The organism is Spirosoma liriopis (genome assembly GCF_023196085.1).
Classification (GTDB): Bacteria; Bacteroidota; Bacteroidia; order Cytophagales; family Spirosomataceae; genus Spirosoma; species Spirosoma oryzicola.
In genome coordinates this window covers 1,533,835-1,559,092 of sequence record NZ_JALPRF010000002.1, presented here as the reverse complement: position 1 = coordinate 1,559,092, position 25,258 = coordinate 1,533,835, and the positions used below count along the sequence as shown (strand labels likewise).

Below are 25,258 nucleotides of genomic sequence, written 5' to 3'. Positions count from 1 at the left end.
TATCAAGTGATGGGTCTTGTTCAGTTACCCTACAGTTCGCTTATAAAGAGCAACGTGTTCTGCGGTAAATTTGTCCCACGAAAACTGCGTTGCCTGTTTTCTACCCCTGTCCGACAGCTCCGTTCGAACCGCCGGAGAGTTTACCACCATACCTATGGCTTGACAGAGCGCGTCGGTATCTGTCGGTGGAACCCGGATAGCAGCCTCACCGACCACTTCGGCAAGGGCGGGTATGTCAGACGTAACAATCGGCACACCGCACTGCATCGCTTCCAGCGGTGGCAGCCCAAAGCCTTCGTACAGAGATGGATAGACAAAAGCCAACGCACCACTATACAGCGGAGCCAGATCGTCGTCCTGCACGAATCCCGTGAAAATCAACCGCGATGCCAGAGCCGCATTCTTACTGGCTTCAGCCATAATGTCGTTGAATTTCCAGCCTTTAGTACCGACCAGTACCAACCGAACATCAGCCGGTAAGTCTCCGCCATCAATCATTCGGCCAAACGAACGAATCAGGTGCGCGATATTCTTGCGTGGCTCCAACGTGGCCAGACTCAGCAGATACGGCTCATCGCCAATGCCGAGTTTTTGTCGTACCGCTCGTTTTCGCGTTTCATCCGTTACCGGATAAAACAACGCCGACGAAGCCGCCAGGCGAATAGGCACCACCCGCTCTGGATCGAAACCGGTGTGCTCACAGAAATCGTCCTTCGTCGCCTGAGAAACCGTAGTTACCCACGTTTCGGGCGATAGCGTTGCCAGCACTTTTTTTACGGTTTGTTCTCCCGATGTAAACCACTCCGGATGCCGAATCGGAATCAGGTCATGGATGGTTTGCACCAGTGGTAAAGTTCGGCGGTTGCGCAGACTTTCAGGGATTGGGAAAAACGGACTGTGGTAAACAGCGTTGGTCGGCAAGTCGCTCTTGTCGAACCGGGCCATCTCCCGCCCCGTTGCCCGACGCAGCCGGAACGCCAGTTCACGGATAAGTTTAGACGGTAGCTTGCCGGGCGCGAGTGAACCCAGCAGCCTGTTTTCAAACCGGGCCAGCGCCTGCTCACCGGGTGGATTGACAAACGGTGGTGCGCTTTGCCCAAAGGATAGCTGGGCAAAGCGCATCGTTTCGGCCAGGTGGGTTGGTGACGCCAGCTGCAACTCGACATCATCGGCCCGTTGCAGACCAGCCAATAGCTGTTCCACAACGCGGCTGATGCCGGTTTGCGCCTGCCGATGGTAAAATCCAATCCCCAGCGGGCTGGCGTCAAGAATTATGTTCACGAATTTTCTCGTAAATCATTACCTGATTCGACGCTACTTTCGAGAAGCCACGCACGTCGTCACCCGTCCAGGCGTTGTTCATCTCACCGTAGCTGCCAAAAGCCGACGACATCAGGTCGTAGTCAGATTCGATACCGAGTACCTGGAAGCGGTAAGGGGCCAGCTGCACGTGCACTTTGCCCGAAACGTGGCCTTGCGTGTCGCTCAGGAACGTTTCGATATTCCGCATCACCGGGTCCATAAACTGCCCTTCGTGAAGCATCGTACCATACCAGTTGGCCAGTTGCTCTTTCCAGTACATCTGCCACTTACCCAACACATGTTTTTCAATAGCATGATGAGCTTTGATCAGAATCAACGGGGCTGGAGCTTCGAAACCAACGCGGCCTTTGATGCCAATGATGGTATCGCCAACGTGAATGTCGCGACCAATGCCATACGGACCGGCCAGTTCAGTCAGTTTACGGATGGCGTCAACCGGATTGGCGTAGGTTTCGTTGCCGAAGGCAGCACCCGAAATTCCCTTAATTTCACCGTGCTCAAACGACAGCGTAATGGTTTCAGGCTCGGTTTTCGTAACCTGCGTAGGCCAGGCCGATTCGGGGAGAAACTGATCGGAGGTCAGCGTTTCTTTACCGCCAACCGACGTTCCCCACAGTCCTTTGTTGATCGAATAAGCGGCCTTGTGCCATTCCTGCTCCACCCCTTTCGATTTAAGGTATTCGATTTCGGCTTCGCGGGAGAGACGCAGATCACGGATTGGGGTAATAATCTCCGCATCGGGAATGATAATGCGGAACGCCATATCGAAGCGCACCTGATCGTTACCGGCCCCGGTCGAACCGTGCGCAATGGCCGACGCACCGATCTGGCGGGCGTATTCAGCAGCCGCAATAGCCTGGAAAATTCGTTCGGCGCTTACGCTAAGCGGGTACGTATTGTTTTTCAAAACGTTACCAAACACCAGGAATTTCAGGCATTGCTGATAATAATCGTCGGTTTTGGAAATTGTCGCGTGGGATTTAACGCCTAACGAATAAGCCCGTTCTTCGATGGCTTTGAGTTCGGCATCGGAAAAACCGCCCGTATCGACCAGCACCGAATGAACTTCCATGTCCCGGTCTTCGGACAGATATTTAACGCAAAAGGAGGTATCGAGGCCTCCGCTGAAGGCAAGAACTACTTTTTTTTGAGCCATTAGACAGTGGACGCCGGACACTAGACCGCTATTGGGGTTGTTTGTCCGCCATCAGTATAGTTTTGGAGGGGCAAATATCGGGCTTTCAACGTTATGTTGCGCCAATGAATTTACATCGTCCTTAATTCGCGAGCCGATTTGTGATTTTCTCGGCTCTATTCCGCAACCTTACAGCGCGTAATACGCATCGAACGAGATAACAAGTTTTTGTTTAGGCGCAGCCATACCTTGCTTATAATAACACCAGCAAACTTCCCGGTAAAATTCGAATCTCTGCTTTTCCTTCGGGCAATGTCAACGGCTCACCATCGGCATGGATCAGCAACGGACCATCGGCTACAACTGTCGCTTTAGTAACCGAACGACCGTGCCAGTAGGGTGATTGATCAAGCGTTTTATTGAACAGCCGCCAAGTCAGCATACCAGCCGCCTGCGCCGGAAACGGTCGTATTTCGCATTGTTCCAAACGTCCGTCGGCGATGTTCGCTTTCGGAGCCATCCAGGCATTATTGCCAAATTGACCCGCATTAGCGAATGTAAGCGAAAAAAGCGTTTTCTCCTGTCCGTCAAGCGAAAATTGAAGCGGTCTGTACGCCCAAAACGCCCGGAACGCTGTCCGTACGTACGTCGGCAATCCCCGGACGGGCTGTAACGCAAAGGCATGAGCGACATAAGCCTCAAACCCCAATCCAGCGGTACAAAAAAAAGGATATTCGTTGATTTCGGCACTGTCGATAACGACCGGCTGACCGTTCAGCGCGCGCTCAACGGCTTTTATGGGGTTGAGTGGAACGCCCAGGTGCCGGGCCAGTCCATTACCCGACCCGACGGGCACGATACCCAGCGCGGTAGCCGACCGACGTAACGCCTGCGCCGTTTCGTTGATGGTACCATCGCCACCAATGGCCAGCACCCGGCTTACCCCCCGTCGGGTAGCCTCGGCAGCTAGTTCGGTCGCGTGGCCAGGGTACTCCGTAACCGCTACTTCGGGTGCAAAGTGGCGTTCCTCGGCCTTACGCAGAAACGTATCGCGCAGGACCATCTTCTGCGCTAGGGTTGTTGTACCCGATAGTGGATTGATGATGGCCAGAACAGACGGTAAGGTGGGCACTTAGGAAAAGAAGATAAAGAGGATAATGATAAAAACAACGATAAACACGTAGTACCAGCCATCCGAAAAGATGTAAGGCTTGTACTCGTCGTAGAACTTCCGGATTCGATTCATAAGGGTGGGTGCGCTGAATGTTCCGGCAAAGTTAAGCATTAGCCGTCAGGTCACAACGTCTGCCCGGTCTGATGCCTACGATCGGTATGGATAGCCGATTTATCCCGTAGTCCTACAGCTTGGTCATAAACAATAAACAACGGATGGGGTATACTATTTAGTCCATTCACTCTACAGCCTGTCATGAAGAGATTTATTTACGGTATCGCTTCTTTAGTTTTTACGCCAACCGTACGAAGTAAGCCGTTTCTGTTGAAACCGATTTTTTGCGCTGGGTTATTGTTCCTGCTTGCATTGCCCGCACTGGGCCAGCAGGCCACCGACCGCCGGACAATTCTCCTAGCGCTTAAACGACAGACCGAAGACTGGAATGCCGGGCGCATCGATCGGTTCATGAGCACCTATTGGCCTTCCGACTCGTTAACCTTTGTCAGCAATACCGGCGTCACCTACGGTTACACGGCGACATTAGCGAATTATAAAAAACGATACCCGGATCGGGATTCGATGGGGACACTCAAATTCGACATTCTGCAAATGGATTTTCCATCGCCCAACGTTGCTTACGTGATTGGCCGCTGGCACCTGACCCGTCCTAAAGTCGGCGACAAGGGCGGGCATTTCACACTGCTATGGCACAAGATCAAAAAACGCTGGGTTATCGTTAGTGACCACACAAGCTAATCGCGACCGTCCTTATTTACTGCACCGGTAAACCTGTCTTTTGCTCGTTCAGTAGCGTAGGTTCTTTTTTGGATAACCGTTCCCGCAGTGCGGTGACGGGTTTTTCAAAATATTTGAACAGCAACGTTGACGACACCAAAACCAGTACCCAGAAAACAGCAACTTTTGCCCAGCCAACAGCCAATGACGTTGTCGGAAATCGCTCGATGATCATTAGCATGATGGGCGTCAGATTAAGCAGATACATCGAATAGGAAATCAGACTGATGTGCGTGATTATCTGGGCGAAGCCAAACCGTGACCAGCCACCCGTGGCGTTTCGCCAGCCGTCCATGTACGGCATTACCAGCATCATAGTGAGTCCGATGAGCGGAAAATAGAACGTTCGTTTGTAGAAAACGTAGGCCGGATAAACGCCCGCTTCGACATAAAAACGCAGAATGTAGATAGACGCCGAAAAGGCCACCAAAACAGTTAACAGCAGCCCCGCGACGAATAACCGCTGACGCAGTCGCGGATGGGTCCACTGAGCGGGGAAGTAATGCTTGGCGTAAGCAGCCAGCACACCGTAGGATATAGCGTCTAGCCGGGCCAGTACAATTCCGCGAAAACCCAACTCACCGTCTTCAATCGGGTAATGGATGGCCAGCAGAAAGCGATACAGGTTCGTACCGACAATGACGGTTAAAATTGCGGCCAGTACAATGCGCTGGCGCGGCCAGCTGGCGGGCAGTAGCAGGTGCATCAGCCACAACACCAGCGGTAACGTAATATACGACCACTCTTCAATCGCCAGACTCCACGTTTCCGGGAAAAAGTCGGGAATAAAGCGGGCGAAGTTTTGCACGAAGAAAAAGTACTTAACCAGCGTTTCTTTCGGAGGCAGCGTGTGATGCAGTCCACTTCGCCACGCGCGGACCAAGGCAAGTCCAATCAGGCCGCCCAGAACCAGGTAATAATTAGGAAGGGTCCGAAACCAGCGACGCGTCCAGAAATTAAGCAGTAAGTCAGCATCGAAGCGGCCTTTTTTTTCGTACGACCGAATCAGAATACCACCGATCAGGAAGCCACTCAACACAAAAAAAAGCTCTACGCCATCCGGGATGAGCTGATGCCAGAATGCACCACTGTAATAGTCGCCGAGCGCTACCCTCGCATGAGCATCAACGACCACCAGGATGGCAATGGCCCGCATTACGTCTAACCCAAACACGCGCTTGTCGAGCGACGTATCGAGCGAAAACAGGTTTTTAAGCATAAGTATCTGCGAAGGTAAGGGATAATGATTTACGCTACCTGAACAATGATTCAGAGGGAAGTACCGAACTTTGTCCGCGTAAGAGTTTACGTTCTTTATTTTACAATACTGACTTATGGAATTTGGATTGAACGCCGTTCACCAGTATGGGTTCCGGTTTTCGCAGGCCGATGTGGCTGACTTTGCCCGCGTTACAGGCGATAACAACCCGCTTCATCTCGACGCCGAATTTGCCGCTACGACCCCATTCAAACGACCGATTATTCACGGTATGCTCGGAGCCAGCGTATTTACCAAAGTGTTAGGCACCGAATTTCCGGGCTACGGCTCGGTTTATCTGGGACAGACGCTGGAGTTTCTGCGTCCCATGTTCGTCGATACCGATTACGAAGCAACGTTTACGGTTCAATCGATCGATGCGGCTAAACATACCGCTCAGATCCTGGGCGAAATCCGTGACGTGCAGACGAAGAAAGTGACTACCCGGGGTATAGCGACCCTGATGCACCGGGAAAAAATTTAGCGCAAACGCACAGATCGGTCTATACAGACAAAAAACTCCCTCGTCAGACCAGTGTCTAATGAGGGAGTTTTGTAGTAAAAAGAGCTAGCTGCTTACTCTTTTTCAGCTTTGTTTTTGGTGTCCTGAACTTCCGAACGAATCGTTTGCGCCAGTGTCTTTAAATCCTGCATTCCTTTCCGAACGCGAGTACCAGCAGCTTGATTGTTCTTTTCGTAGAACTTCTCAAAATCACCTTCCAACGACAGAATCAGATCCTTTACTTCATCGAAGCGAGCCATAGCGATATGTATGGGTTAAAGTGTGAAAAATGCCCAAATTCCGCTAAAAACGCGGTTTTCGGCTGAAATTTAGTCATTCTACCATACAGCGCAATAGGTTAGCCAAAAAAATAGCAAAAAAATGCAACTTTTAGGCAAAAACCCTACTCAGTGGCTGCTTCGGCCGATACTTCAAGCGTTTCGGGGGCAATTGGAGCTCCATTTTGCCGGTAGCTACCGTTAGCCAGCTTTTCAGCTACTGCTGAGAACGCTTCGAGCGTATACTGCACGTCTTCGAGTGTATGCGCAGCCGTTGGGATAATACGCAACATAACGATCTCTTTCGGTACGACGGGATAAACGACGATCGAACAGAAGATCCCTTTGTTTTCGCGCAAGTCCCGGATCAGGCCCGTTATTTCGGGAATACCACCCTTCACGTTCTGCAACAGAACGGGTGTCACCGGCGATTGCGTATCACCAATGTCAAATCCGCGTTCGCGCAGCCCTTCCTGCAACGCCCGTACGTTCGTCCACAGTTTTTCGCGGAACTCCGACGAATTGCGGATCATCTCAAGGCGCTTCAGACCACCAACAACGTAAGGCATTGGTAAAGCCTTGGCGTAAGTCTGCGACCGCATGTTGTACTTGAGGTACATGATAATGTCGTGGTCACCGGCAATGAACGCACCGATAGCCGCCATCGACTTCGCAAACGTTGAGAAGTACAGGTCGATGCCATCCTGGCAGCCCAGCATTTCACCAACACCGGCACCCGTTTCGCCCATTGTACCAAATCCGTGTGCATCGTCAACGAGCAACCGGAAATTGTAGGATTGTTTGAGGGCTACGATCTTATCCAGGCTACCGACTTTCCCCGACATACCGAACACACCTTCGGTAATAACCAGGATGCTACCGCCTTTTTCAGCCGCTTTTTTGGTTGCCCGCTGGAGGTTTTTCTCCAGACTGGCCATATCGTTATGGTTGAATTTGTAATATTCGCCCATCTTGGCCTTGTGAAGCCGGATACCGTCGATGAGGCAGGCGTGGCACTCGGCGTCGTAAACGATCACGTCGCGGTGATCAACCACAGCCTCGATAGCCGACATAACGCCCTGGTAACCGTAGTTGAGCAGGAACGAATCTTCTTTGCCGACAAACTGAGCCAGTTCTTTTTCGAACTGTTCGTGCAGGTCGCTGTTACCCGACATCATCCGAGCGCCCATCGGGTAAGCCAGTCCCCATTGTGCGGCTGCGTCGGCATCTGCCTTGCGGACCTCAGGATGGTTGGCCAGACCCAGGTAGTTGTTTAGGCTCCAGTTGAGGACATCCTTGCCTTGGAAGCGCATGTGAGGACCCAGTTCGCCTTCAAGTTTGGGGAACGCAAAATAATGGTGGCCATTGAACTCGCGGGATGGCGAGCCGATGGGGCCTAGATTGGTGCGCAGTTTCTCAAATAAATCCACTTTTTTTTATAGTTTAATGGGCTAACCCCTTCTTTTTTATGCGGTAAGTGCAAAAATACGCTTAACTTTTGGGAGTACAAGTTCATCCCCGAAAATTCAGTTTTATGATCCTTTTGTTACAAAAGCGTATTATTGGTCATTAATAGTCGTTTTGGGCCATTTATTGTCGTTTGCCACTAAAGAACGTATACGAAGTAAATGACACAAAATGGCCAGTAACTAGCTGTACTAGCTGCAATCAGGTTTGGCTACTCAATGACTCTTCCATGACCCAAATTCGAAAAATACTCGTTGCCAACCGGGGCGAAATTGCCCTGCGAATTATGCGTACAGCGCGCGAAATGGGCATTCAGACGGTAGCGATCTACTCCGAAGCCGACCGGAATGCCCTGCATGTGCGCTATGCCGACGAGGCTGTTTGCGTAGGTCCGGCTCCTTCCGTCGAATCGTACCTGAAAGCGGACGTAATCATCGACGTTTGCCGACAACTGGGTGTTGATGCCATTCACCCCGGCTACGGTTTTCTGTCCGAAAATGCTAATTTTTCCCGAATGGTCCGCGAGGCTGGTCTGATTTTTATCGGTCCTTCGCCGGAGAGCATTGAGGTCATGGGTAGTAAATTAGCCGCCAAAGCTGCCGTAGCGGATTACAACATTCCGATGGTTCCGGGAACGCCCTCGGCCATCACCGATCGGGACGAAGCCAAGGCTATCTCCGCCCAGATTGGCTATCCGGTCCTGATTAAAGCGAGTGCGGGCGGTGGAGGCAAAGGAATGCGCGTAGTCGAAAGCGAGGATGAGTTCGACGAACAAATGGACCGCGCCGTTAGTGAAGCGCTGTCAGCGTTTGGCGATGGTTCCGTTTTTATCGAGAAATACGTAACCTCACCCCGCCACATTGAGATTCAGGTTTTGGGCGATCAACACGGCAACATCATTCATTTATTCGAACGCGAATGCTCGGTTCAGCGTCGGCACCAGAAAGTAGTCGAAGAGGCTCCATCGGCCATCTTGACGCCCGAGATCCGCGAGGCAATGGGGCAAGCCGCTGTCGATGTGGCACGCGCCTGTGGCTATTACGGAGCTGGAACAGTCGAGTTTATTGTCAATGACAATCTCGACTTTTATTTTCTGGAAATGAATACGCGCCTTCAGGTGGAGCATCCCGTTACCGAACTTATTACGGGCATTGATCTGGTGAAGCAGATGATTTACATCGCGGAGGGGAAACCGCTAACGATTCGTCAGGAAGATTTGCAGATCAACGGTCACGCGGTGGAGGTGCGGGTATACGCTGAAGATCCGGCCAACAACTTTCTGCCCGACGTAGGTACGCTTGATACATACGTACGACCGCAGGGGAACGGCGTTCGCGTTGATGATGGCTTTGAGCAGGGCATGTCGATTCCGATTTATTACGATCCGATGATTGCCAAACTGATCACCTACGGCGAATCGCGGGAGGAAGCGATTCAGAAAATGATCCGGGCTATCGATGAGTACCAGATTTCGGGTGTTCAGACAACGTTACCGTTTGGCCGGTTCGTCATGGAGCACGAAGCCTTTCGATCCGGTCAGTTCGACACCGGTTTTGTGAGCAATTATTTTTCACCGGATAAATTAACACCGGAGCCCGATCCGGCGGAAGCTGAACTAGCGGCTGTGCTAGCCGCTTACCTGCTGGAACAGGCTAAGTCCAGTAAGAAACAACCGGCAGCAAATAGTCCATCGACACTGACAAAGAAAAGCCAGTGGAAAACCAATCGAATGCGATAGAATTGTTGTCCCAGTACGGTAAATACCTGCTCTTGAAATCAACGACCGATCATTAAAAAGCAAAACTAAAATCAAACATGCTCCGCCTACTGATTGATCCTCTTGGTGGTGGACATCGTATTTATTCTTGAAAATAGATGCTATGCCAAGTCGTGTGTTGATCGCAGACAGCTATTATTTATTTGATTTTCTGGAAATAAGTGAAGAGGATTTACGAAAGACTATTCAAGAACACGGCCACGGATCATCCTTCGCAGCTAGTAGGCTTATCGAGTATTGGGTCGACAGAATTGGTAAAATCGAGAAAGGGCAGCAAGTGTTCATTGTTTTTGACTTGTCAGATCAATACATCAGCGGCCTTCTCCTGAAAAAACTAAACGAGGATTTCAAACCACTGGTGTATATACGAACGAAATATGCGGAGGAGTTTCTTATTCCAATCTCGATCAAGCTTTAAACGGCGTTTCTCTGAAGCAAAATAATGAATCGGAATGGCTGATTGGAGAGGATGCCTTATTTACAGGACTAAATTGGAGCATTAGTCAGTTATCTTAACCAAACTACAAAATAAAGACTTATATAGCTTTCGAATACCCGAACGGTTTTCAAGCTTTCTCTTTGGTAGCTTAAGTAACTGGGTAGGTAAATTTTTTCGCTCTCTCAACGAACGCGCCATGCGACTTCTTCTTTTCGGTGTTCTACTTCTTTTCTCGGCTTGCCGCCGACCTTCGAAACAATTGGCGGCCATGCTTACACCAGCCGACCAGCCTGAAATTGCTGACTTTACCGCCAACCTGAAAGCGGGTGATGACCTGATTGCCGTAGGTAATGATCCAGCCTGGTCGTTGACAGTCAACCCATCGAAAGGAACATTACGGTTCAAATCGCTGACCGGCGATAGTATCAGCGCACCCAGTCCGGAGCGGCAACCCGATTCGGATGGCTCCTTTCGGCTCGACATTGTGGCAGGGCAGGATCGTTTCAAAGCCTTATTTACGCCTGATAGTTGCGTGAATAAACTATCTCGGCAACGCTTCGATTACCGCGTTGAAGTCAACTTCAGGGGCAAGACGTATATAGGTTGTGGCGCATCGCTTCGGCAAGTCGCCTTATTGCAGGATATTTGGGTACTAACCGAGTTGCAGGGCCAGCCCGTTACAACCAACGATCGGCAGACGGAAGCGCCCCGTCTGGAAATCTCGCTTACGGAAGGTCGCGTAACGGGTACAACGGGTTGCAATCGGTTAAGTGGTGAGGTACGGGCCGATACCCGACTCATCCGTCTTGGACCGCTTGTTACAACGAAAATGGCCTGCGCTGGTGAAGCCAATACCGTTGAGGCAAATCTCCTCAATGCCCTGCTCCAGCCCCTGGCCTACCGGGTTGGTAATGGCAAACTTACCCTTCTGCAACACGGAAAAACCGTGGCTACTTTCAAAAAGGTAAATTAGTAGCCTTTAAGCACCTAATTCAGCCAAAAGTCCCTATTACAGTATTAGGTTTTTCGTTACTTTTGCTTCTTACTAAAAGACAATCGAATACTTGAATAAGTTAACCTTCGCTTGTCTTCTTGGTCTATTGTACCCAACAATCTGAATAAATTCCTATCTGTATGAAAAACTTTCGGCTACCCTCCCGCGCCATGCTGCTGGCGGGCGCGCTGGCTGCGGCTTTGCCTGGATTGGCCCAGACAACGGCTAAGCGCACAACAGCCACGAAACCGGTAGCAACAGCGGCTCAGGCACCTATTGCCTTGAACCGTGTGCTGGTTTTCGCAAAGACAAAAGGCTTCCGCCATGCTTCGATTCCAGTAGGCAAGCTAGCCATTATGAAACTGGGTAAAGAAAATGGATTCGCCGTTGACACGACCGAAGATGCGAGCAAGTTTACCGAAGCCAATCTAAAGCAGTACGGAGCTGTTATCTGGCTTAGTACCACCGGGAATGTGCTCGATGATGCGCAGCAGGCAGCCTTCGAACGCTACATTCAGGCGGGCGGTGGCTTCGTGGGTATTCATGCAGCAGCCGATACCGAGTACGACTGGCCCTGGTACAATCAGCTCGTGGGTGCGTACTTCCTCAACCACCCCAAACAGCAAAACGCCGAGATTGAGATCGTAGATAAGAACCACCCGTCTACCAAGATGCTTCCCGATCGCTGGAAACGCTGGGACGAGTGGTATAGCTACAAAAGCATTGTTCCTGAACTGAAAGTGCTGGGTAAGCTGGACGAGAAAACCTACGAAGGTGGCAAAAACGGCGATAATCACCCGTTTATCTGGCACCGCGATTTCGACGGTGGTAAGTCGTTCTACACGGGCGGTGGCCATACCGACGAGTCGTACAGCGATGCCCTGTTTCTACAGCATATCCTCGGCGGTATCAAATCAGTGATGGCATCTAGCCTTAAATTTGGTCAGGCCAAAACGCAGCCGTATCCGGAAGAAAACCGCTTCGAGCGGCAGGTGCTGACAGCCAATCTGGACGAACCAACCGAATTGGTCGTACTCGACAACGGTAAGGTGCTGTTTGCCGAACGCAAAGGCGCGCTTAAACTCTGGGACCCACAAAAGAAATCGGTGAAGGTCGTCGCCAATTTTCCGGTGTTCACCAAGTTCGAGTACGGTTTGATGGGTTTAAACATCGATCCGAACTTCAAGCAAAACAAATGGGTGTACGCTTATTATTCGCCCCTGACGGGAAATACCGTAGCCGACACCGCTCAACATCTCTCCCGTTTTGTGTATGATGACGTGAAGGACACCTTACTGCTAAATACGGAAAAAGTGTTGCTGACCATTCCTGTAAAACGCGACGGCTGCTGCCACACGGGCGGCTCGATTGCCTGGGATCGTAAAGGCAACCTGTATTTGTCGGCGGGTGACGATACGAATCCCTTTAACTCCGATGGTTTTGCGCCGATTGATGAGCGGAAAAACCGGGGCGGCTGGGATGCCCGTCTGACATCGAGTAATACCAACGACCTGCGGGGAAAAATCATGCGGATTCACCCCAAAGCGGATGGCACCTACACGATTCCCGAAGGCAACCTGTTTCCAAAAGGTAATCCAAAGGCGCGTCCCGAAATCTACGTCATGGGGAATCGTAACCCGTATCGGATCTCGGTTGACCAGCGGACAGGCTTCCTGTATTGGGGTGAAGTAGGTCCCGATGCTGGTAACAACAGTGAGAAATACGGTCCACGCGGTCACGACGAGATCAACCAGGCCCGGAAAGCCGGCTATTTTGGCTGGCCGCTGTTTGTCGCCGACAACCGACCTTACCATTCCCGTAGTTTTGCCGATAGCACCACCGGACCGCTGTTCGACCCGCAAAAGCCGATCAACGACTCACCCCACAATACGGGTCTGACCGAGTTGCCTCCAGCTCAGAAAGCGTTTATTTATTACCCCTACGCCGAATCGCCGGAGTTTGGTGAGATTGTTGGCAAAGGTGGCCGTAACGCAATGGGCGGTCCTGTATATTATTACGACGATTATGCCGATTCGCCGGTAAAATTTCCCCGCTACTACGACGGTAAGTTCTTTGCGTACGACTGGATGCGGGACTGGATTCACCCGGTTACGATGAAAGAGAACGGCGACTTCGTGAAAATGGAAACGTTTTTGCCAAACACGAAATTCTCGCACGTGATCGATATGCAGTTTGCCAACGACGGCTCGCTGTACACGCTCGAATACGGTCAGCAGTGGTTTGCGGCCAACGCCGACGCCCGCCTGTCGCGCATTACCTACAACGCGGGTAATCGTAAGCCTGTGGCCATGGCTAGTGCCAATAAAATGATTGGTGCAGCTCCCTTGACCGTAAAATTTGATTCGAAAGGATCGATGGACTACGACAACGATGCACTTAAATACGAATGGTCGTTCGGAAACGGAATGCCGAAGCAGACAACGGCTAACCCAACCGTAACCTTTAGCAAGCCGGGCGTTTATACCACCGTCCTTAAAGTTACCGATGCGGCTGGCAATTCGTCGACCAAAACGATGGACATCAAAGTCGGAAATGACGAGCCAAAGGTAGAAGTAGCGGTTGCGGGTAACAAAACCTTTTATTTCCCGAACAAGCCCGTCAAGTACGCGGTAAAGGTTGTGGATAAAGAAGATGGTACGTTGCAGAAAGGCATCAGCCCTGACGACGTGACCATGACCATCGATTACCTCGAAGGTTTTGACAAGACCATGCTGGCCCAGGGTCACCAGGCCAACACGGGTTTTGCAACGGGCAAACGGTTGATCGAACTAAGCGATTGTAAAGCCTGCCATTCGATTGACAAAAAATCGATTGGACCGGCTTACATCGACGTTGCCAAAAAATACAAAGGTGGTTTTCAGGTTGAAGGAAAGCTGGCGCGGAAAGTCATCAGCGGTGGTGGCGGTGTTTGGGGCGAACAGGCTATGAGTGCGCACCCACAACTGAAAGAAAGCGAAGCAACCGATATGGTTCGTTACATTCTGTCACTGGCTGATGATAAAGCAGCCAACCGGAAGCCACTCGCGGGCGACTATGTACCGGCAACGCAGAAAAAAGACGGCTCGTACGTGTTGACTGCTAGCTATACTGACCGGGGCAACGGCACGATGGGCCCTGCTACAGGATCTACCTCGCTGGCTTTACGGTCGCCCTTAGTGAAAGCCGTTTCGGCGGATGTAAAACAAAACATCTTCGAATACGACATCCCTAAAATGGGTCCGGCAGCTATTGGCACTCAATCGGGTAGTTTCCTTGCATTTAACGACATCGACCTTACCGACATTCAAGGGTTGACGCCGACGGTATTTGCGTCGAACGACCAAGTGGTAGGTGGTAAGTTGGAAGCGCGGCTTGACTCACCTACAGGTAACCTGATTGGTGAAGCGGAGGTGAAAAAGGGGACAGCCGGTCCAGTAAGCATACCTTTCCGTCAGCCGGTTCAGGGTGTACACAAACTGTACCTGATTTTCGTGAACCCGGAAGCCAAACAGAAGCCACTTTTTGCCGTTGACAAAGTACAATTTTCGACTCAGGGCATGTAGGACCTAAAACCCTGTTTAAATCTAGTTTTACGACACAGCCCGCTTAAGCGGGCTGTGTTTGTTTTGGGCAATATTAACAATGTATTATGAACCAAGTTTCGGTTTGACCTCAGCAAATTCGTAAGAATCTGATAACGAAGCAAATAATCTATTGCATAGCTATTCCCTAGTTTAGCCCTCCTGCCAGCCCACTCCGGTTTGTAAATATTTATGAAACTAATTGCAGATTTCTTTAGTTTTTCAGGTACAAGGTTAGTAACTTGTACCACGAAAAAGAAAGCCAGCATAAAGGCCTTGTTTTTCACCAATCTTCAGAAGTAAGCACGTATTAACGTGTGTTTTTGAGCACCCAACAATTTCAAAATTTCAACAAAATTCGGCTATCTTAAGGGGGTAGCCTTGTCTGGTATATACCGTCATACTAACTAGGTCTATGAAAGAAACCGTTCGGGTCACGCTTACCCACAACGATCCGATGATGTACAGTAATTTTAGCTTTGGTCAGCTTGGGTGTTCCAAAGAGCAGGCAATCTTCGACAACATTGCCTTCGACAATTTAATTAAAGATTTTTTACGTAGTTGGTTAGACCAAAGTCCAGTATTACTGTTAACAGACCTTATTGACGATGACACTACACTAGACGACTTTATTGAACAAAACGCACTGCGTAGCTTCTTCAGATACAACGAGGATGCACTCGAACAACTGCTCGAACAGCCAGCCGTAGCCCGTCATCTGCTTCGTCCGGTTAGTAACGTGCATTTTCTGAACGATGCTTACGAGCCGCTGTTTTCTCAGTTCGAGCAGCGTATCTACAATCTGGCGGCTCAACAGGAGCACCATCAGGTTTCGTTTCGCTACAGTTCGCTTAGTCGGCAGAACGCTTACGCGGACACAATTGCCCTATCGCAGCTGCCGCCCGACCAGTTCCGGGAAGACATTGGTGTTTACTTCGGCACCCGTCGTTCCGACGAGGTCGCCCTGACGCTCTTGGGTCGGCAACTTCGTCGTGAAGCATTTCCCGCTTCGTCGCTACCCGTTCATGTCATCACGGAAGGATACATGGAGGATTCGCTACGCGTAGTCAAGAGGATTACGGAGCACATCCGCGAAGAAGAAGCCACGAAACGGCATTGTTTTATCATCCAACGGCGGCACGCTGCCGATGATCGTCATCTTGGCGCTGCGCTGCTGATCATGAATCCAGCTCAGCCGAACAAACCTGAACGGATTCTCTTCTGCGATACGCTGAATCCGTCCGGGACACCCCCCTGGTGGCATTCGTTTAAGCGTAAGATTGATGCCATTTTCCCGCAACCAGAAGGGGAAGCGTTCGTTTCTGACATTCTGGAAGATGGCGGGGTTAAACTGCAACGTCTCCACGACGGTGTACCTGTACGCCACCAGGATATCGACTGCGCTTTTTACACGGCGTCAATCGGTCGGGCTTTGGTCCAACTTGCGCAAGCGAATCCCGATTTGATTTTGACCGGTGCGATTAAGGACATCGTAAGCCAGATGACGGCACTGATGCCCGAATATTACGAAGGCGCAAATCAAACCAGAGAACCGGAATATGTTCGCGAAGTCAATATCATTCGTCGCTGGAACACGGGCCGGGATGCGATGAACACCCTTTTGCTGAGTCGGCTGGCCGAAACGCCTTTGCATCAACCATACGTTGTAGAAACAGCACTGCAAGCTTAATTACTATAAATTAAATTCGCGGGTGGTATTACCGAAATCATGTATCGGTAATACCACCCGCGAACTTTATAAGCCCTCCGTTACCTGATTATAGCTTCGTCGCCTGGAGAATCAGAAAAAGTGGTATGCGTTTACGTCGCTCGAACTCGTCTTTGTCATTGAACAGAGCGGCCTGGGGACAGCCTTCACGTAAAACTGTTATTCTGAATCCGGCTTGCGTGACCAATCGCCAATATTCCTCGACAGTTCGGTGGTATTTGATAACGTTGCTTCCCATCCAATGCTGCGAGCGCCTTCCCAGAGCAAAATAATCATCAACTTTCCAAGAAGTCTTCTTTTGACCAGCTGCATAGCTTTCCAGGGATGAAGTGATGACGGGGTGTTCAACGGAACAAACTAGCTCTCCACCGGTAATCAGCGTCTTCCCGAGCTTTTCCAAAACACTACCTAAATCGGCTACGTAATGAAAGACCAGCCGGGCCAAAACGGTATCATAGTGCGCTACTGGATAGAGCCAGCGCGTGATGTCGGCCTGAATAAACTCAATCCGCTTATCCGGAAAACGCGATCTGGCCAGATTGATCATGTTACGCGACGCATCGATTCCCGTGTACGTTGTTACGCCACCTGCCGTTAATTCGTCTATCAGATCGCCATATCCACAGCCTAAATCCAGAACAGCTTTCCTTGGTGAACTTTTGAGCAGGTCGAGAATAATTGGCTTTTCGATTAGCTCATTGGGGCTTTCCGCGCGTGACCGATGCAGTATATATTGCCTGAACACCCGGTCATCATCATAGAAGTCGCTTCCGTCATATGGCTCCATACCCTTGGGTGATATTAAGTACTATTCATTACCAGTTCCGAGATCGAATTATTGACCCTGGGAAGCCGAGGATTGAATTTCCTTTGGTAGACATATACGAAGTGTCGGTTTTGAGAACCGCGCGGACGGCCACGCCGACACCTCCCTAATCAACAAGCCCACTCCTACGGCGGCAGCCTGGTTCGTTGCTATTTTTTAGGACTGTTCAGATACGCCTTGTTTCCTTTCTTATTGATGTAGTATTTACCACCACGCGGTCCAACGTAAACGGTTGCTCCGTCCGGTCCTTTCGTATTCTTATCAACGGGTGCTTTGTAGTCAGCCGGGGTAGCTTTTTCTTCTTTCAGTGCCTTGTCAACCGTTAACTTGCTTAATTTATCATCTTTCAAACCCGATTTTTCTACCTTCCCGGCCTTTTTCTCTACTTTCGCCTGTTCTTTTGCGGCTTTTTCATCAGCCGTTGAGATGGCATCTTTAGCAGCTTTCGTTTCGGCTTTGGCCGCTTTTTTAGCGCTCTTATCCGCTTCTTTCTGCTCTTTCTTCGCTTCGTTTTTCCCAGGCTTGTTCTCCTGCGCGATTCCCTTAAAATTGATTAACAAACTGCATACAACGCTAAGCAACACGATTGTTTTTTTCATGATCGGTTCGAAAAATTAGATTGAAAAACACTGTATTAGGAGCTTTTAGACGGAAAGATGGGCATAAAATCACCAGATCCGTGCCGAAAAAGTCTTAAATTTTTCTTAAATTTGACTGAAAGACTAAAGCCCATTAGCCATTGGTTAACAGCGCTTTGTAACAATCATTGTCGTCAATTTACCCGACGTACTACCTATAGAATTCAATCAATGACCAGTGAAGCCCCTATTCGTTCGCAGAATCCCGCTGACTACCTCAAACGTTACTATGGCTACGATAGCTTCCGGCCTATGCAGGAGGCTATTATCCAGTCGGTGCTAAGCGGGCGCGACACCGTTGTGCTTATGCCAACGGGGGGCGGCAAATCCGTCTGCTTTCAGATTCCGGCCCTGATGCTTCCGGGCGTCACGATCGTCGTTTCTCCGCTGATCGCGCTCATGAAAGATCAGGTCAATGCGCTGCATATGAACGGTATCCAGGCGGCTTATATCAACAGCACACAGCATGGACGTGAGCAACGCGATATCGAAGAGGATGCGCACAGTGGCAATCTTAAACTACTTTACGTTTCTCCCGAAAAGCTGCTGTCGGAATCGTTTCTTAACTTTCTGCAACGCATCAACGTTTCGCTTTTCGCCATCGACGAAGCACACTGCATTTCGTCGTGGGGCCATGATTTCCGGCCAGAATATACCCAGTTAGCAATTCTGAAAGAGCGATTCCCGCACGTACCGACCGTTGCGCTGACGGCCACCGCCGATAAGCTAACCCGGCAGGATATTGCCGAGCGACTGAGCATGAATGATCCGGAGGTCTTTGTATCGTCGTTTAACCGGACAAACCTGAGTTTGCAGGTTCTACCCGGCCAGAACCGCATTCAGCAGATCGTTAAACTTTTGCAACAAAAGCCCAACACCTCGGGCATTATTTATTGCCTGAGCCGAAAATCGACCGAGTCGCTGGCGGCTAAGTTGCAGGAGAAAGGTTTCAACGCGGCTTTTTACCACGCGGGCATGGACCCCGCCGAGCGCTCCCGTACGCAGGAGGCTTTCCTCCGCGACGATGTACGGATCATGTGCGCGACCATTGCGTTCGGCATGGGCATCGACAAATCGAACGTGCGGTGGGTGATTCATTACAACATGCCCAAAAACATCGAGGGTTTCTACCAGGAAATCGGGCGGGCGGGCCGCGACGGGGCTGCGGCTCAGACGGTGCTGTTTTACAGTTTTGCCGACGTTGCCACCTACAAAGACATGCTGTCCGAAAACAGCCCGGCTAACCTTGGTTTGCAACTAGCAAAGCTGGAACGGATGCAGCAATACGCCGATGCCCATACCTGTCGCCGTCAGATCCTGCTCTCCTACTTTTCGGAAGAACTGCCCGAACCCTGCGGCAACTGCGACGTTTGCCGTGATCCGCGCGTAACCTTCGACGGTACTATTCTGGCCCAGAAAGCCTTATCGGCGATGGTTCGAACGGGTGAGCGCGTACCCATGAATCTGCTGATCGATATTTTGCGCGGCTCCCGCAGTCAACAGGTTATGCAGAATGGCTACGATCAGGTTAAAACGTACGGTGCGGGTCGCGATCTTCGGTTTGAAGACTGGCGCAACTACCTGCATCAGCTAATCAACATCGGCGTTATCGAGGTTGCCTACGACCATCATTACGCCTTACGCCGGGGGATTCTGGCCGATCAGGTACTGTATGGCGGACGTAAGATCGAGCTTGTCCGGCCCGATGATGCACCGAAACCCGTTGTTGAAAAAACGAAGGCAAAAACCGAAACCAACCGCGACGAACTCTTCGAGCGGCTACGAGCACTGCGCAAGCAGATTGCCGACCAGCAGAACGTTCCACCTTACGTGATTTTTACCGACACGACGTTGGAAGATATGGCCCGGCTGCGGCCAACCACTCCCGACGCCTTACGCAATGTCAGCGGGGTGGGCGAACGGAAACTGCAACTGTTCGGAAAGCGATTCCTCAGCGAAATCGTCGGCTACGTTAAGGGGCGGGTGCAGGCTGGTGAGAAGCCCAAAGGATCAACCCAGCTAATGACCCTTGACCTTTATAACAGCGGTATGAGCATTGATGAGATTGCCGCCGAACGCAAGCTCACCGCCGGCTCTATTGCGGGCCATTTGGTCCAGTTAGCAAAGGCCGGTTACGCCATTGATCTGGAGTCGCTAATCAGTCCTGACGAACGGCGGGAGATCGAAAAAGCGGTTGCTCTGATTGGCCTGGAAGAAGGCCGTTTAAAACCCGTTTTTGATTATTTAGGCGGTCGTTACGATTACAGCAAGCTAACGCTCGTAGTAGGATTAATGGAAGGCTAAAGAGCTTACTTTAGGGTAGACCGTTGGATAATTCTCAGAGCGCTTATTAGATATATCCCAGAATATCAGTTATATTCGTAGGATGTTCTTGGACGAGCCCGCTACTTCGGTACGGGTTTTTTCGTCTTATGTCTCACAGAAACCAACGTTATTTTGATCAAAGAAGTCAGTTTTTCTCTGCTCATTGCCGCTTTGAAACCGGTTGGCGATCCTTCTCTCTGGACGCCTGATTCGAGCCGGTCACTTCCGTCATCAAACGGCCTGGACAACCCCTCGCTCTTGGTTGTCGACTCCTCCAAACGGGTCTTTCCAATCTATTTTTGCGGAGAAGAGGTTCCGGTTCACGAACCCCGCGTATCGCGCCGTTGGCTGCAAACGCTACGCACGTACGGCGCTCAGGAAGAATGTCTTTTTGACCTCCGCAGTCGGGCTTCGACGTTTTTTCCAATCATCGACCCCATTCTTAGAAAGTACAAAATTCCGCGCGACTTCCGGTTCATGCCTTTGGCAGAAAGTGCGCTGGTCAATGATTGCGTTTCGCACAAAGGCGCTTCGGGCTATTGGCAACTGATGCCCGAAACAGCCCGTGAACTGGGTCTGACGGTAAACAAGAAAGTTGACGAACGGTATGACCTCGAGAAAGCTACCGTAGCCGTCTGTCGGTATCTTCACGAGCTGTATGGTCAGCTAGGTTCCTGGACACTCGTCGCAGCTGCCTACAACGGGGGAATCACCCGTATTCAGCACCGAATCGAACAGCAGGGTCATTCCAATTACTACCGGTTACGCCTGCACCGCGAGACAAGCCATTACCTCTTCCGCATTCTGGCGTACAAAGAGCTATTGAGTAACCCCCGACAGTACGCGCTGTTGCTTCGCACATCAACCATCGAACAGCTCGTTAAGCCACTGCCCAGCTGGCATAAACCCCTGGCGCTGCCGAAGAAAATCAAAGACGCACCAACTGTCGAACTGGTCGATGCGGACTATACCTACCCAACCTGGGGTCCCCGTCCAAACACAACTTTAACAAAAGCACCGTCGGATACACAGCAGTTGATAGCGATGGCTGCCTCGGCTAAAAAATCGGCTACCATGCCGGATGCGGATCTGGAAAAGCAGAACACAGGTTTGCCGATTAAGAAACTGATGATGGGTCTGATGGTTCTGCGCTTCCGTCGCCCCCGCATTCTACAGCGGAAGAAAGGAGAAGGGATTCGTCCACTTCACTTCTGGGATTGGCTGTAGCACCTTGTGACACTCGTTAGCAACCTGTTTACTTCTAGTTTTATCGCTAAGTAAATGGGTTGCTTTTTTATGTAGAAAAAATCTGGATCGCTTTGTTACTATAGCCAAAAAATAGCGTCGAAGGAGTATAACCTATAGATCTAGTACTCTCCGTAACCGATGCATATTTTAGTTTCGTTATCACTGGTAGCTAGCCTAGTGACCTTAGCTAGCCTATCACATGCGTCTGACCTGTCGTCACCGACCAGCTCACAACTTGTCGTCGCTTCGTCCTCAGTAAGTTCTCTAGCCGCTGGCTCGTTTAAACCCATGTTGAGGCCCCTGCTGCCTCCCGTTTATTTCTGCGGAGAATCGGTACCACTTCATGAGGAAACGGTGGCACGACGCATGGTGTCAGCGCTCGCATCCAATACAGGTCGAAACCAGGCACTGTACAAAATGCGTCAACGAGCGGCTTCGTTTTTCCCGATCATCGAACCAATTTTGGCCCGTCACCGAGTACCGTCGGATTTTAAGTACCTCCCGTTGGTGGAAAGTGCACTGACCGGCTTTGCCGTATCGCCCAAAGGAGCTGTCGGGTACTGGCAATTTATGCCGGGTACCGCGCGCGAACTAGGTTTATCGATCCGACCCGGCCACGACGAACGACGAAACCTGACAAAATCAACTGACGCAGCCTGCCGCTACCTGAATTACCTGCACAACAAGCTAGGCTCCTGGACACTGGCTGCGGCTGCGTACAACAACGGTATTGGCGCATTACTGGGTAATATTCGTCGTCAACAACAGCGGGATTATTATTATTTACGGCTGAATGCGGAAACAGGCAAGTACCTGTACCGAATTCTAGCCTTCAAAGAAATATTCTCCAATTACCGTTGTTACGAAGGTATCATCCCGAATCAGATGATGACTTATCTGAGCAAACCGCTGATACCCACGGCTGATTACGGCGATGAAGACGAAGTGCTGTTGCCCGAACTTGTCGTGAACGAAGCCACCCAATCAGCGGTCAGCGAATCGTTTATTGGCCCACCCGTAGCGGCTCCCGACCGAGCAGAAGACATTCCTTTACCTAACGCAGCCGATGTGTTCAGGGGAGGTATCAAAGCCCGCCTTTCGGAATCGTCAAGCTTACTACGCGGTCAGGTCTGGACTTTCCATCTTACTCGTGATGGCATGGCCGATGGCAAAGACGTAGATGAAGGCGACGTTCTGTATGCGGTGGTCGAGGACATTGATACTAAGGCAGGAAAGCTGTATCTCCGGGCGGATAAACTGTACTCCACGACCGAGAAACATACGTACAATCTTACCCTGGCGGCTGTTGATGCGTCTACGGGTAGAATTGGCATTAAAATTCCTGATCTGGATCAAGTTAAGTCAGGCTGGATTTTGACCTGGAAGGCTTTGTAATCGGATCGCAAACGGAGCGGATCAACGACATCTGCTCCGTTTGGCGAACGACCAATTCCGGTAAAACTATCCTCTGAACTAAACCTTTAGGCTCCATCGTTGTCTACAGATCGAACAATTACCTGTTACGTTGAATTCGTCCGTACGTTTTTATCTGGTACTGATTAGCCTTGGGTTGTTTCTGGAGCCGGTTATTTTTGCGCAGAAAAAATCGGCAGTTCGCCCCCTTATACCCAAACCACGTTTGACCAGTGGTTTGACTCGCCTGCATTTTTGTGGCGAGATGGTTCCAACGGAGCAGGGTGATGTGTCTACGAAACTTGCCTTTGCTCTCGCCGGTAGCGCTGGCTACAGTAATCATCTGGGTGGTTTGAAAGCGCGGTCTGCGCCTTACTTTGCCGTTATCGAACCCATACTAAGCAAGCACAATATTCCCAACGATTTCAAGTACCTGCCCCTGATCGAAAGCGCCTGGCAGGCGAATGCGGTTTCGTCAGCGGGTGCTGTCGGCTACTGGCAGTTTATGGATGATACCGCCCAGGACATGGGCCTGTCAATTGCACCGGGCAACGACGAGCGTACTGATCTGCGAAAATCCACCGAAGCAGCCTGCCGTTACCTTCGCTTTCTTTACCGAAAATTAGGCTCGTGGACGCTGGTGGCGGCTGCTTACAACGGCGGGGTAGGTATGGTCCAGCGTAAAATAACGCGGGTTGGTCACCGCGACTACTACGCCATGACGATGAACGCGGAGACGGGCTACTACTTGTACCGGATTCTGGCGATGAAAGAACTCTTCACCAACCCGGTCTACGGAATGAGTTTGGGCAAGATGGTCGCTTCCGGGAACGCTTACGAGCAGGAACGCGCCCAGGCTCGCCGGATGGGTTGGCTTCAGGATGAAGAACCCGAACCCGTCGGTGTTCCGGTTGAGTCGCTGACTGACCCACAAAGAAACACGCTGCGCAATGAAGCGACCGTAATGGATAGCGTTCTGTCCGAATTGCTGAAAAACAAATCGTCTGCACCACCTGTTTTCGTGGGCGACCTGTCGGCCAAATTGATCCGGGCGGGACAGCTGAAAGTTGGGCAAAGCTGGTCATTCGCCTTAGCCGAAGATGTACAGATTGGCGAAGATGAACTCAAAACCGGCGACGCGCTCTATGCCGTTGTCGATGATGTTGACGCGCAGGGAAACCTATTTCTCCGCGCAACAAAAGTCATTTCCTCGCAAACGAAAAGCGTTATTCCGCTTACCCTGACGGCCATGAATCCGGGTACGGGCCTGGCGGGTATTCCCCGACCTAAAACCATCAAGCCGGGCTGGCTCGTGCAGTGGAAATTTTAACTACAACCAGCCGTCGGGTTCAACAACCGGTACCGGACCGTACGTATTCCGACAATCGCCCTGGGGTAAAAGCTGACTGCTGATAAATCCGTACACAGCCGTACCCGTCGACTCCGGTGCCTGATTCCGAAATCGCTTGCGCGTTATGGATACCGTGGCAAAATACCCCCGCGCCACATCAGTCGGATCATTAACGTTGATCAGATTGCCGACTACGGGTGCGGGTAAGGGGTCGAAAATACTGCCGGTTCGGGCATTTTGTTGCTGATACAGCTTCCAGAACTGGTAATTTGACTGCGTGATACCATACTGAAGAACTTCCATCAGTTGCGGCCCAACGGCATACACGGGTAAACTCAGTATATCCTGACTCCGAATGCGATTCCCGTTGACGGCTTCATCGCTGTATATGTTCACATCGTTATTTACGATAGTAATCCAGCAGCGATCAAAACAAATAGAGGATGGCGAGTTAAGGCTACAGGGCACTCCTGTCGATTTTCGGGTGGTGATTCCGTACGCGGTCCAGCGGTAGTAATTTTTCTCCGCAGCCGGATCACGGGTGGAAACCGAGTAAAAGTAGCGGTAAGGAGTAGCAAAGTTATCCGAGCGCCTGAACGTTGTTAGTACGCTATCGATTACCGGCACCGACGGCATTTGCTCTGGCTTCGATACGTAGCGCTTACCATCGCTGAGCGCCACCGTCAGGCTATACGCCCGGCCTACTTCTCCTCGAAAGGTCAAATCTGTCGTTTGGTAAAGCCCCGGCCCGATCGATACAAACTTCGTTGAACGTCCCTGATCGTTACCTAAACTCACCTGTGCTCCTTGTACGAACTGATCGGCAATAGCTCCTTCGCTGTATTTGCCGGTATAAGTTAAGCGGACCGTGTACGGCGGAGCCTCGTTGGTAATCTGACCCTCAACAACAAGCCGGACCTCTTCCGTACGAATTGGCAACTCAACCCGGTCGATGCAGGCAGCCAGGGATGTCAGAATGATAAGAATAACGACGAGCCGATACAT

General features: G+C 50.9%; 20 protein-coding genes. 11 read left to right on the top strand and 9 right to left on the bottom strand.

Features of this window, described 5'->3' with window-relative positions; translation table 11 throughout:
- Positions 1-24: 24 nt before the first annotated feature.
- The 3 genes from M0L20_RS15465 to M0L20_RS15455 all read right to left on the bottom strand — a co-directional run bounded on the left by M0L20_RS15465 (position 25) and on the right by M0L20_RS15455 (position 3,590).
- Positions 25-1,281, bottom strand: coding sequence for a glycosyltransferase family 4 protein (locus M0L20_RS15465; protein WP_248477829.1), 1,257 nt, complete (start codon positions 1,279-1,281; stop codon positions 25-27).
- Complete coding sequence (locus tag M0L20_RS15460; protein WP_232561816.1) at positions 1,265-2,479, bottom strand: argininosuccinate synthase; 1,215 nt, start codon at positions 2,477-2,479, stop codon at positions 1,265-1,267. The genes M0L20_RS15465 and M0L20_RS15460 overlap by 17 nt, the downstream gene beginning before the upstream one ends.
- 232 nt (positions 2,480-2,711) lie before the next feature.
- Positions 2,712-3,590, bottom strand: coding sequence for a diacylglycerol/lipid kinase family protein (locus tag M0L20_RS15455; RefSeq protein WP_248477828.1), 879 nt, complete (start codon positions 3,588-3,590; stop codon positions 2,712-2,714).
- A 366-nt stretch (positions 3,591-3,956) separates the two neighbouring features.
- On the opposite strand from M0L20_RS15455, the gene M0L20_RS15450 reads away from it, so the two are divergent.
- Positions 3,957-4,388, top strand: coding sequence for a YybH family protein (locus M0L20_RS15450; protein WP_435531836.1), 432 nt, complete (start codon positions 3,957-3,959; stop codon positions 4,386-4,388).
- A 16-nt stretch (positions 4,389-4,404) separates the two neighbouring features.
- On the opposite strand, the gene M0L20_RS15445 is transcribed toward M0L20_RS15450, so the two are convergent.
- Positions 4,405-5,646: an acyltransferase family protein gene (locus tag M0L20_RS15445; RefSeq protein WP_248477824.1), complete on the bottom strand. Its 1,242-nt coding sequence runs from the start codon at positions 5,644-5,646 to the stop codon at positions 4,405-4,407.
- Positions 5,647-5,761: 115 nt separating this feature from the next.
- On the opposite strand from M0L20_RS15445, the gene M0L20_RS15440 reads away from it, so the two are divergent.
- Entirely contained in the window at positions 5,762-6,169 is a 408-nt protein-coding gene (locus M0L20_RS15440; RefSeq protein WP_232561812.1) for a MaoC family dehydratase, read from the top strand.
- 92 nt (positions 6,170-6,261) lie between these two features.
- On the opposite strand, the gene M0L20_RS15435 is transcribed toward M0L20_RS15440, so the two are convergent.
- Both M0L20_RS15435 and M0L20_RS15430 read right to left on the bottom strand, forming a co-directional pair.
- A complete protein-coding gene (locus M0L20_RS15435) occupies positions 6,262-6,447 on the bottom strand; it encodes a BF3379 family histone-like protein (RefSeq protein ID WP_232561811.1) in 186 nt (61 codons plus the stop codon).
- 143 nt (positions 6,448-6,590) lie between these two features.
- Positions 6,591-7,895: an aminotransferase class I/II-fold pyridoxal phosphate-dependent enzyme gene (locus tag M0L20_RS15430; protein WP_232561810.1), complete on the bottom strand. Its 1,305-nt coding sequence runs from the start codon at positions 7,893-7,895 to the stop codon at positions 6,591-6,593.
- Positions 7,896-8,161: 266 nt separating this feature from the next.
- Between M0L20_RS15430 and accC the strand changes: the two genes are divergently transcribed.
- From accC to M0L20_RS15405, 5 genes are all read left to right on the top strand, one after another.
- Positions 8,162-9,670, top strand: a complete 1,509-nt coding sequence (accC, locus tag M0L20_RS15425) for an acetyl-CoA carboxylase biotin carboxylase subunit (RefSeq protein WP_248477823.1) — start codon at positions 8,162-8,164, stop codon at positions 9,668-9,670.
- A 127-nt stretch (positions 9,671-9,797) separates the two neighbouring features.
- Positions 9,798-10,127, top strand: coding sequence for a hypothetical protein (locus tag M0L20_RS15420; protein WP_248477821.1), 330 nt, complete (start codon positions 9,798-9,800; stop codon positions 10,125-10,127).
- Between the two features lie 217 nt (positions 10,128-10,344).
- Positions 10,345-11,121 carry an META domain-containing protein gene (locus M0L20_RS15415; RefSeq protein WP_248477820.1) on the top strand — a complete coding sequence of 259 codons (777 nt, stop codon included), beginning with the start codon at positions 10,345-10,347 and terminating at the stop codon, positions 11,119-11,121.
- A 161-nt stretch (positions 11,122-11,282) separates the two neighbouring features.
- On the top strand, positions 11,283-14,705 hold the full coding sequence (locus M0L20_RS15410) for a ThuA domain-containing protein (protein ID WP_248477819.1): 3,423 nt from the start codon (positions 11,283-11,285) through the stop codon (positions 14,703-14,705).
- 433 nt (positions 14,706-15,138) lie between these two features.
- Positions 15,139-16,413 (top strand): hypothetical protein, encoded by a 1,275-nt coding sequence (locus M0L20_RS15405; protein ID WP_248477818.1) that lies wholly within the window; start codon positions 15,139-15,141, stop codon positions 16,411-16,413.
- Positions 16,414-16,501: 88 nt separating this feature from the next.
- On the opposite strand, the gene M0L20_RS15400 is transcribed toward M0L20_RS15405, so the two are convergent.
- Together M0L20_RS15400 and M0L20_RS15395 are read right to left on the bottom strand one after the other, a co-directional pair.
- A complete protein-coding gene (locus tag M0L20_RS15400; RefSeq protein WP_248477817.1) occupies positions 16,502-17,239 on the bottom strand; it encodes a class I SAM-dependent methyltransferase in 738 nt (245 codons plus the stop codon).
- 188 nt (positions 17,240-17,427) lie between these two features.
- The gene (locus M0L20_RS15395; RefSeq protein ID WP_248477816.1) at positions 17,428-17,877 is read right to left on the bottom strand and encodes a hypothetical protein; all 450 of its coding nucleotides are present in this window, start codon (positions 17,875-17,877) and stop codon (positions 17,428-17,430) included.
- 210 nt (positions 17,878-18,087) lie between these two features.
- Here M0L20_RS15395 and recQ point away from each other — a divergent pair, with 210 nt between their 5' ends.
- The 4 genes from recQ (at position 18,088) to M0L20_RS15375 (ending at position 24,232) form a co-directional block, all read left to right on the top strand.
- Positions 18,088-20,220 (top strand): DNA helicase RecQ, encoded by a 2,133-nt coding sequence (gene recQ, locus M0L20_RS15390; RefSeq protein WP_248477815.1) that lies wholly within the window; start codon positions 18,088-18,090, stop codon positions 20,218-20,220.
- A 153-nt stretch (positions 20,221-20,373) separates the two neighbouring features.
- Entirely contained in the window at positions 20,374-21,468 is a 1,095-nt protein-coding gene (locus M0L20_RS15385; RefSeq protein ID WP_232561801.1) for a lytic transglycosylase domain-containing protein, read from the top strand.
- Between the two features lie 159 nt (positions 21,469-21,627).
- Entirely contained in the window at positions 21,628-22,884 is a 1,257-nt protein-coding gene (locus tag M0L20_RS15380; protein WP_232561800.1) for a lytic transglycosylase domain-containing protein, read from the top strand.
- Between the two features lie 130 nt (positions 22,885-23,014).
- Positions 23,015-24,232, top strand: a complete 1,218-nt coding sequence (locus tag M0L20_RS15375; RefSeq protein ID WP_248477814.1) for a lytic transglycosylase domain-containing protein — start codon at positions 23,015-23,017, stop codon at positions 24,230-24,232.
- Here the strand turns inward: M0L20_RS15375 and M0L20_RS15370 are convergent, their stop codons facing one another.
- A complete protein-coding gene (locus tag M0L20_RS15370) occupies positions 24,233-25,258 on the bottom strand; it encodes a DUF4249 domain-containing protein (RefSeq protein ID WP_248477813.1) in 1,026 nt (341 codons plus the stop codon). It abuts the gene before it with no gap.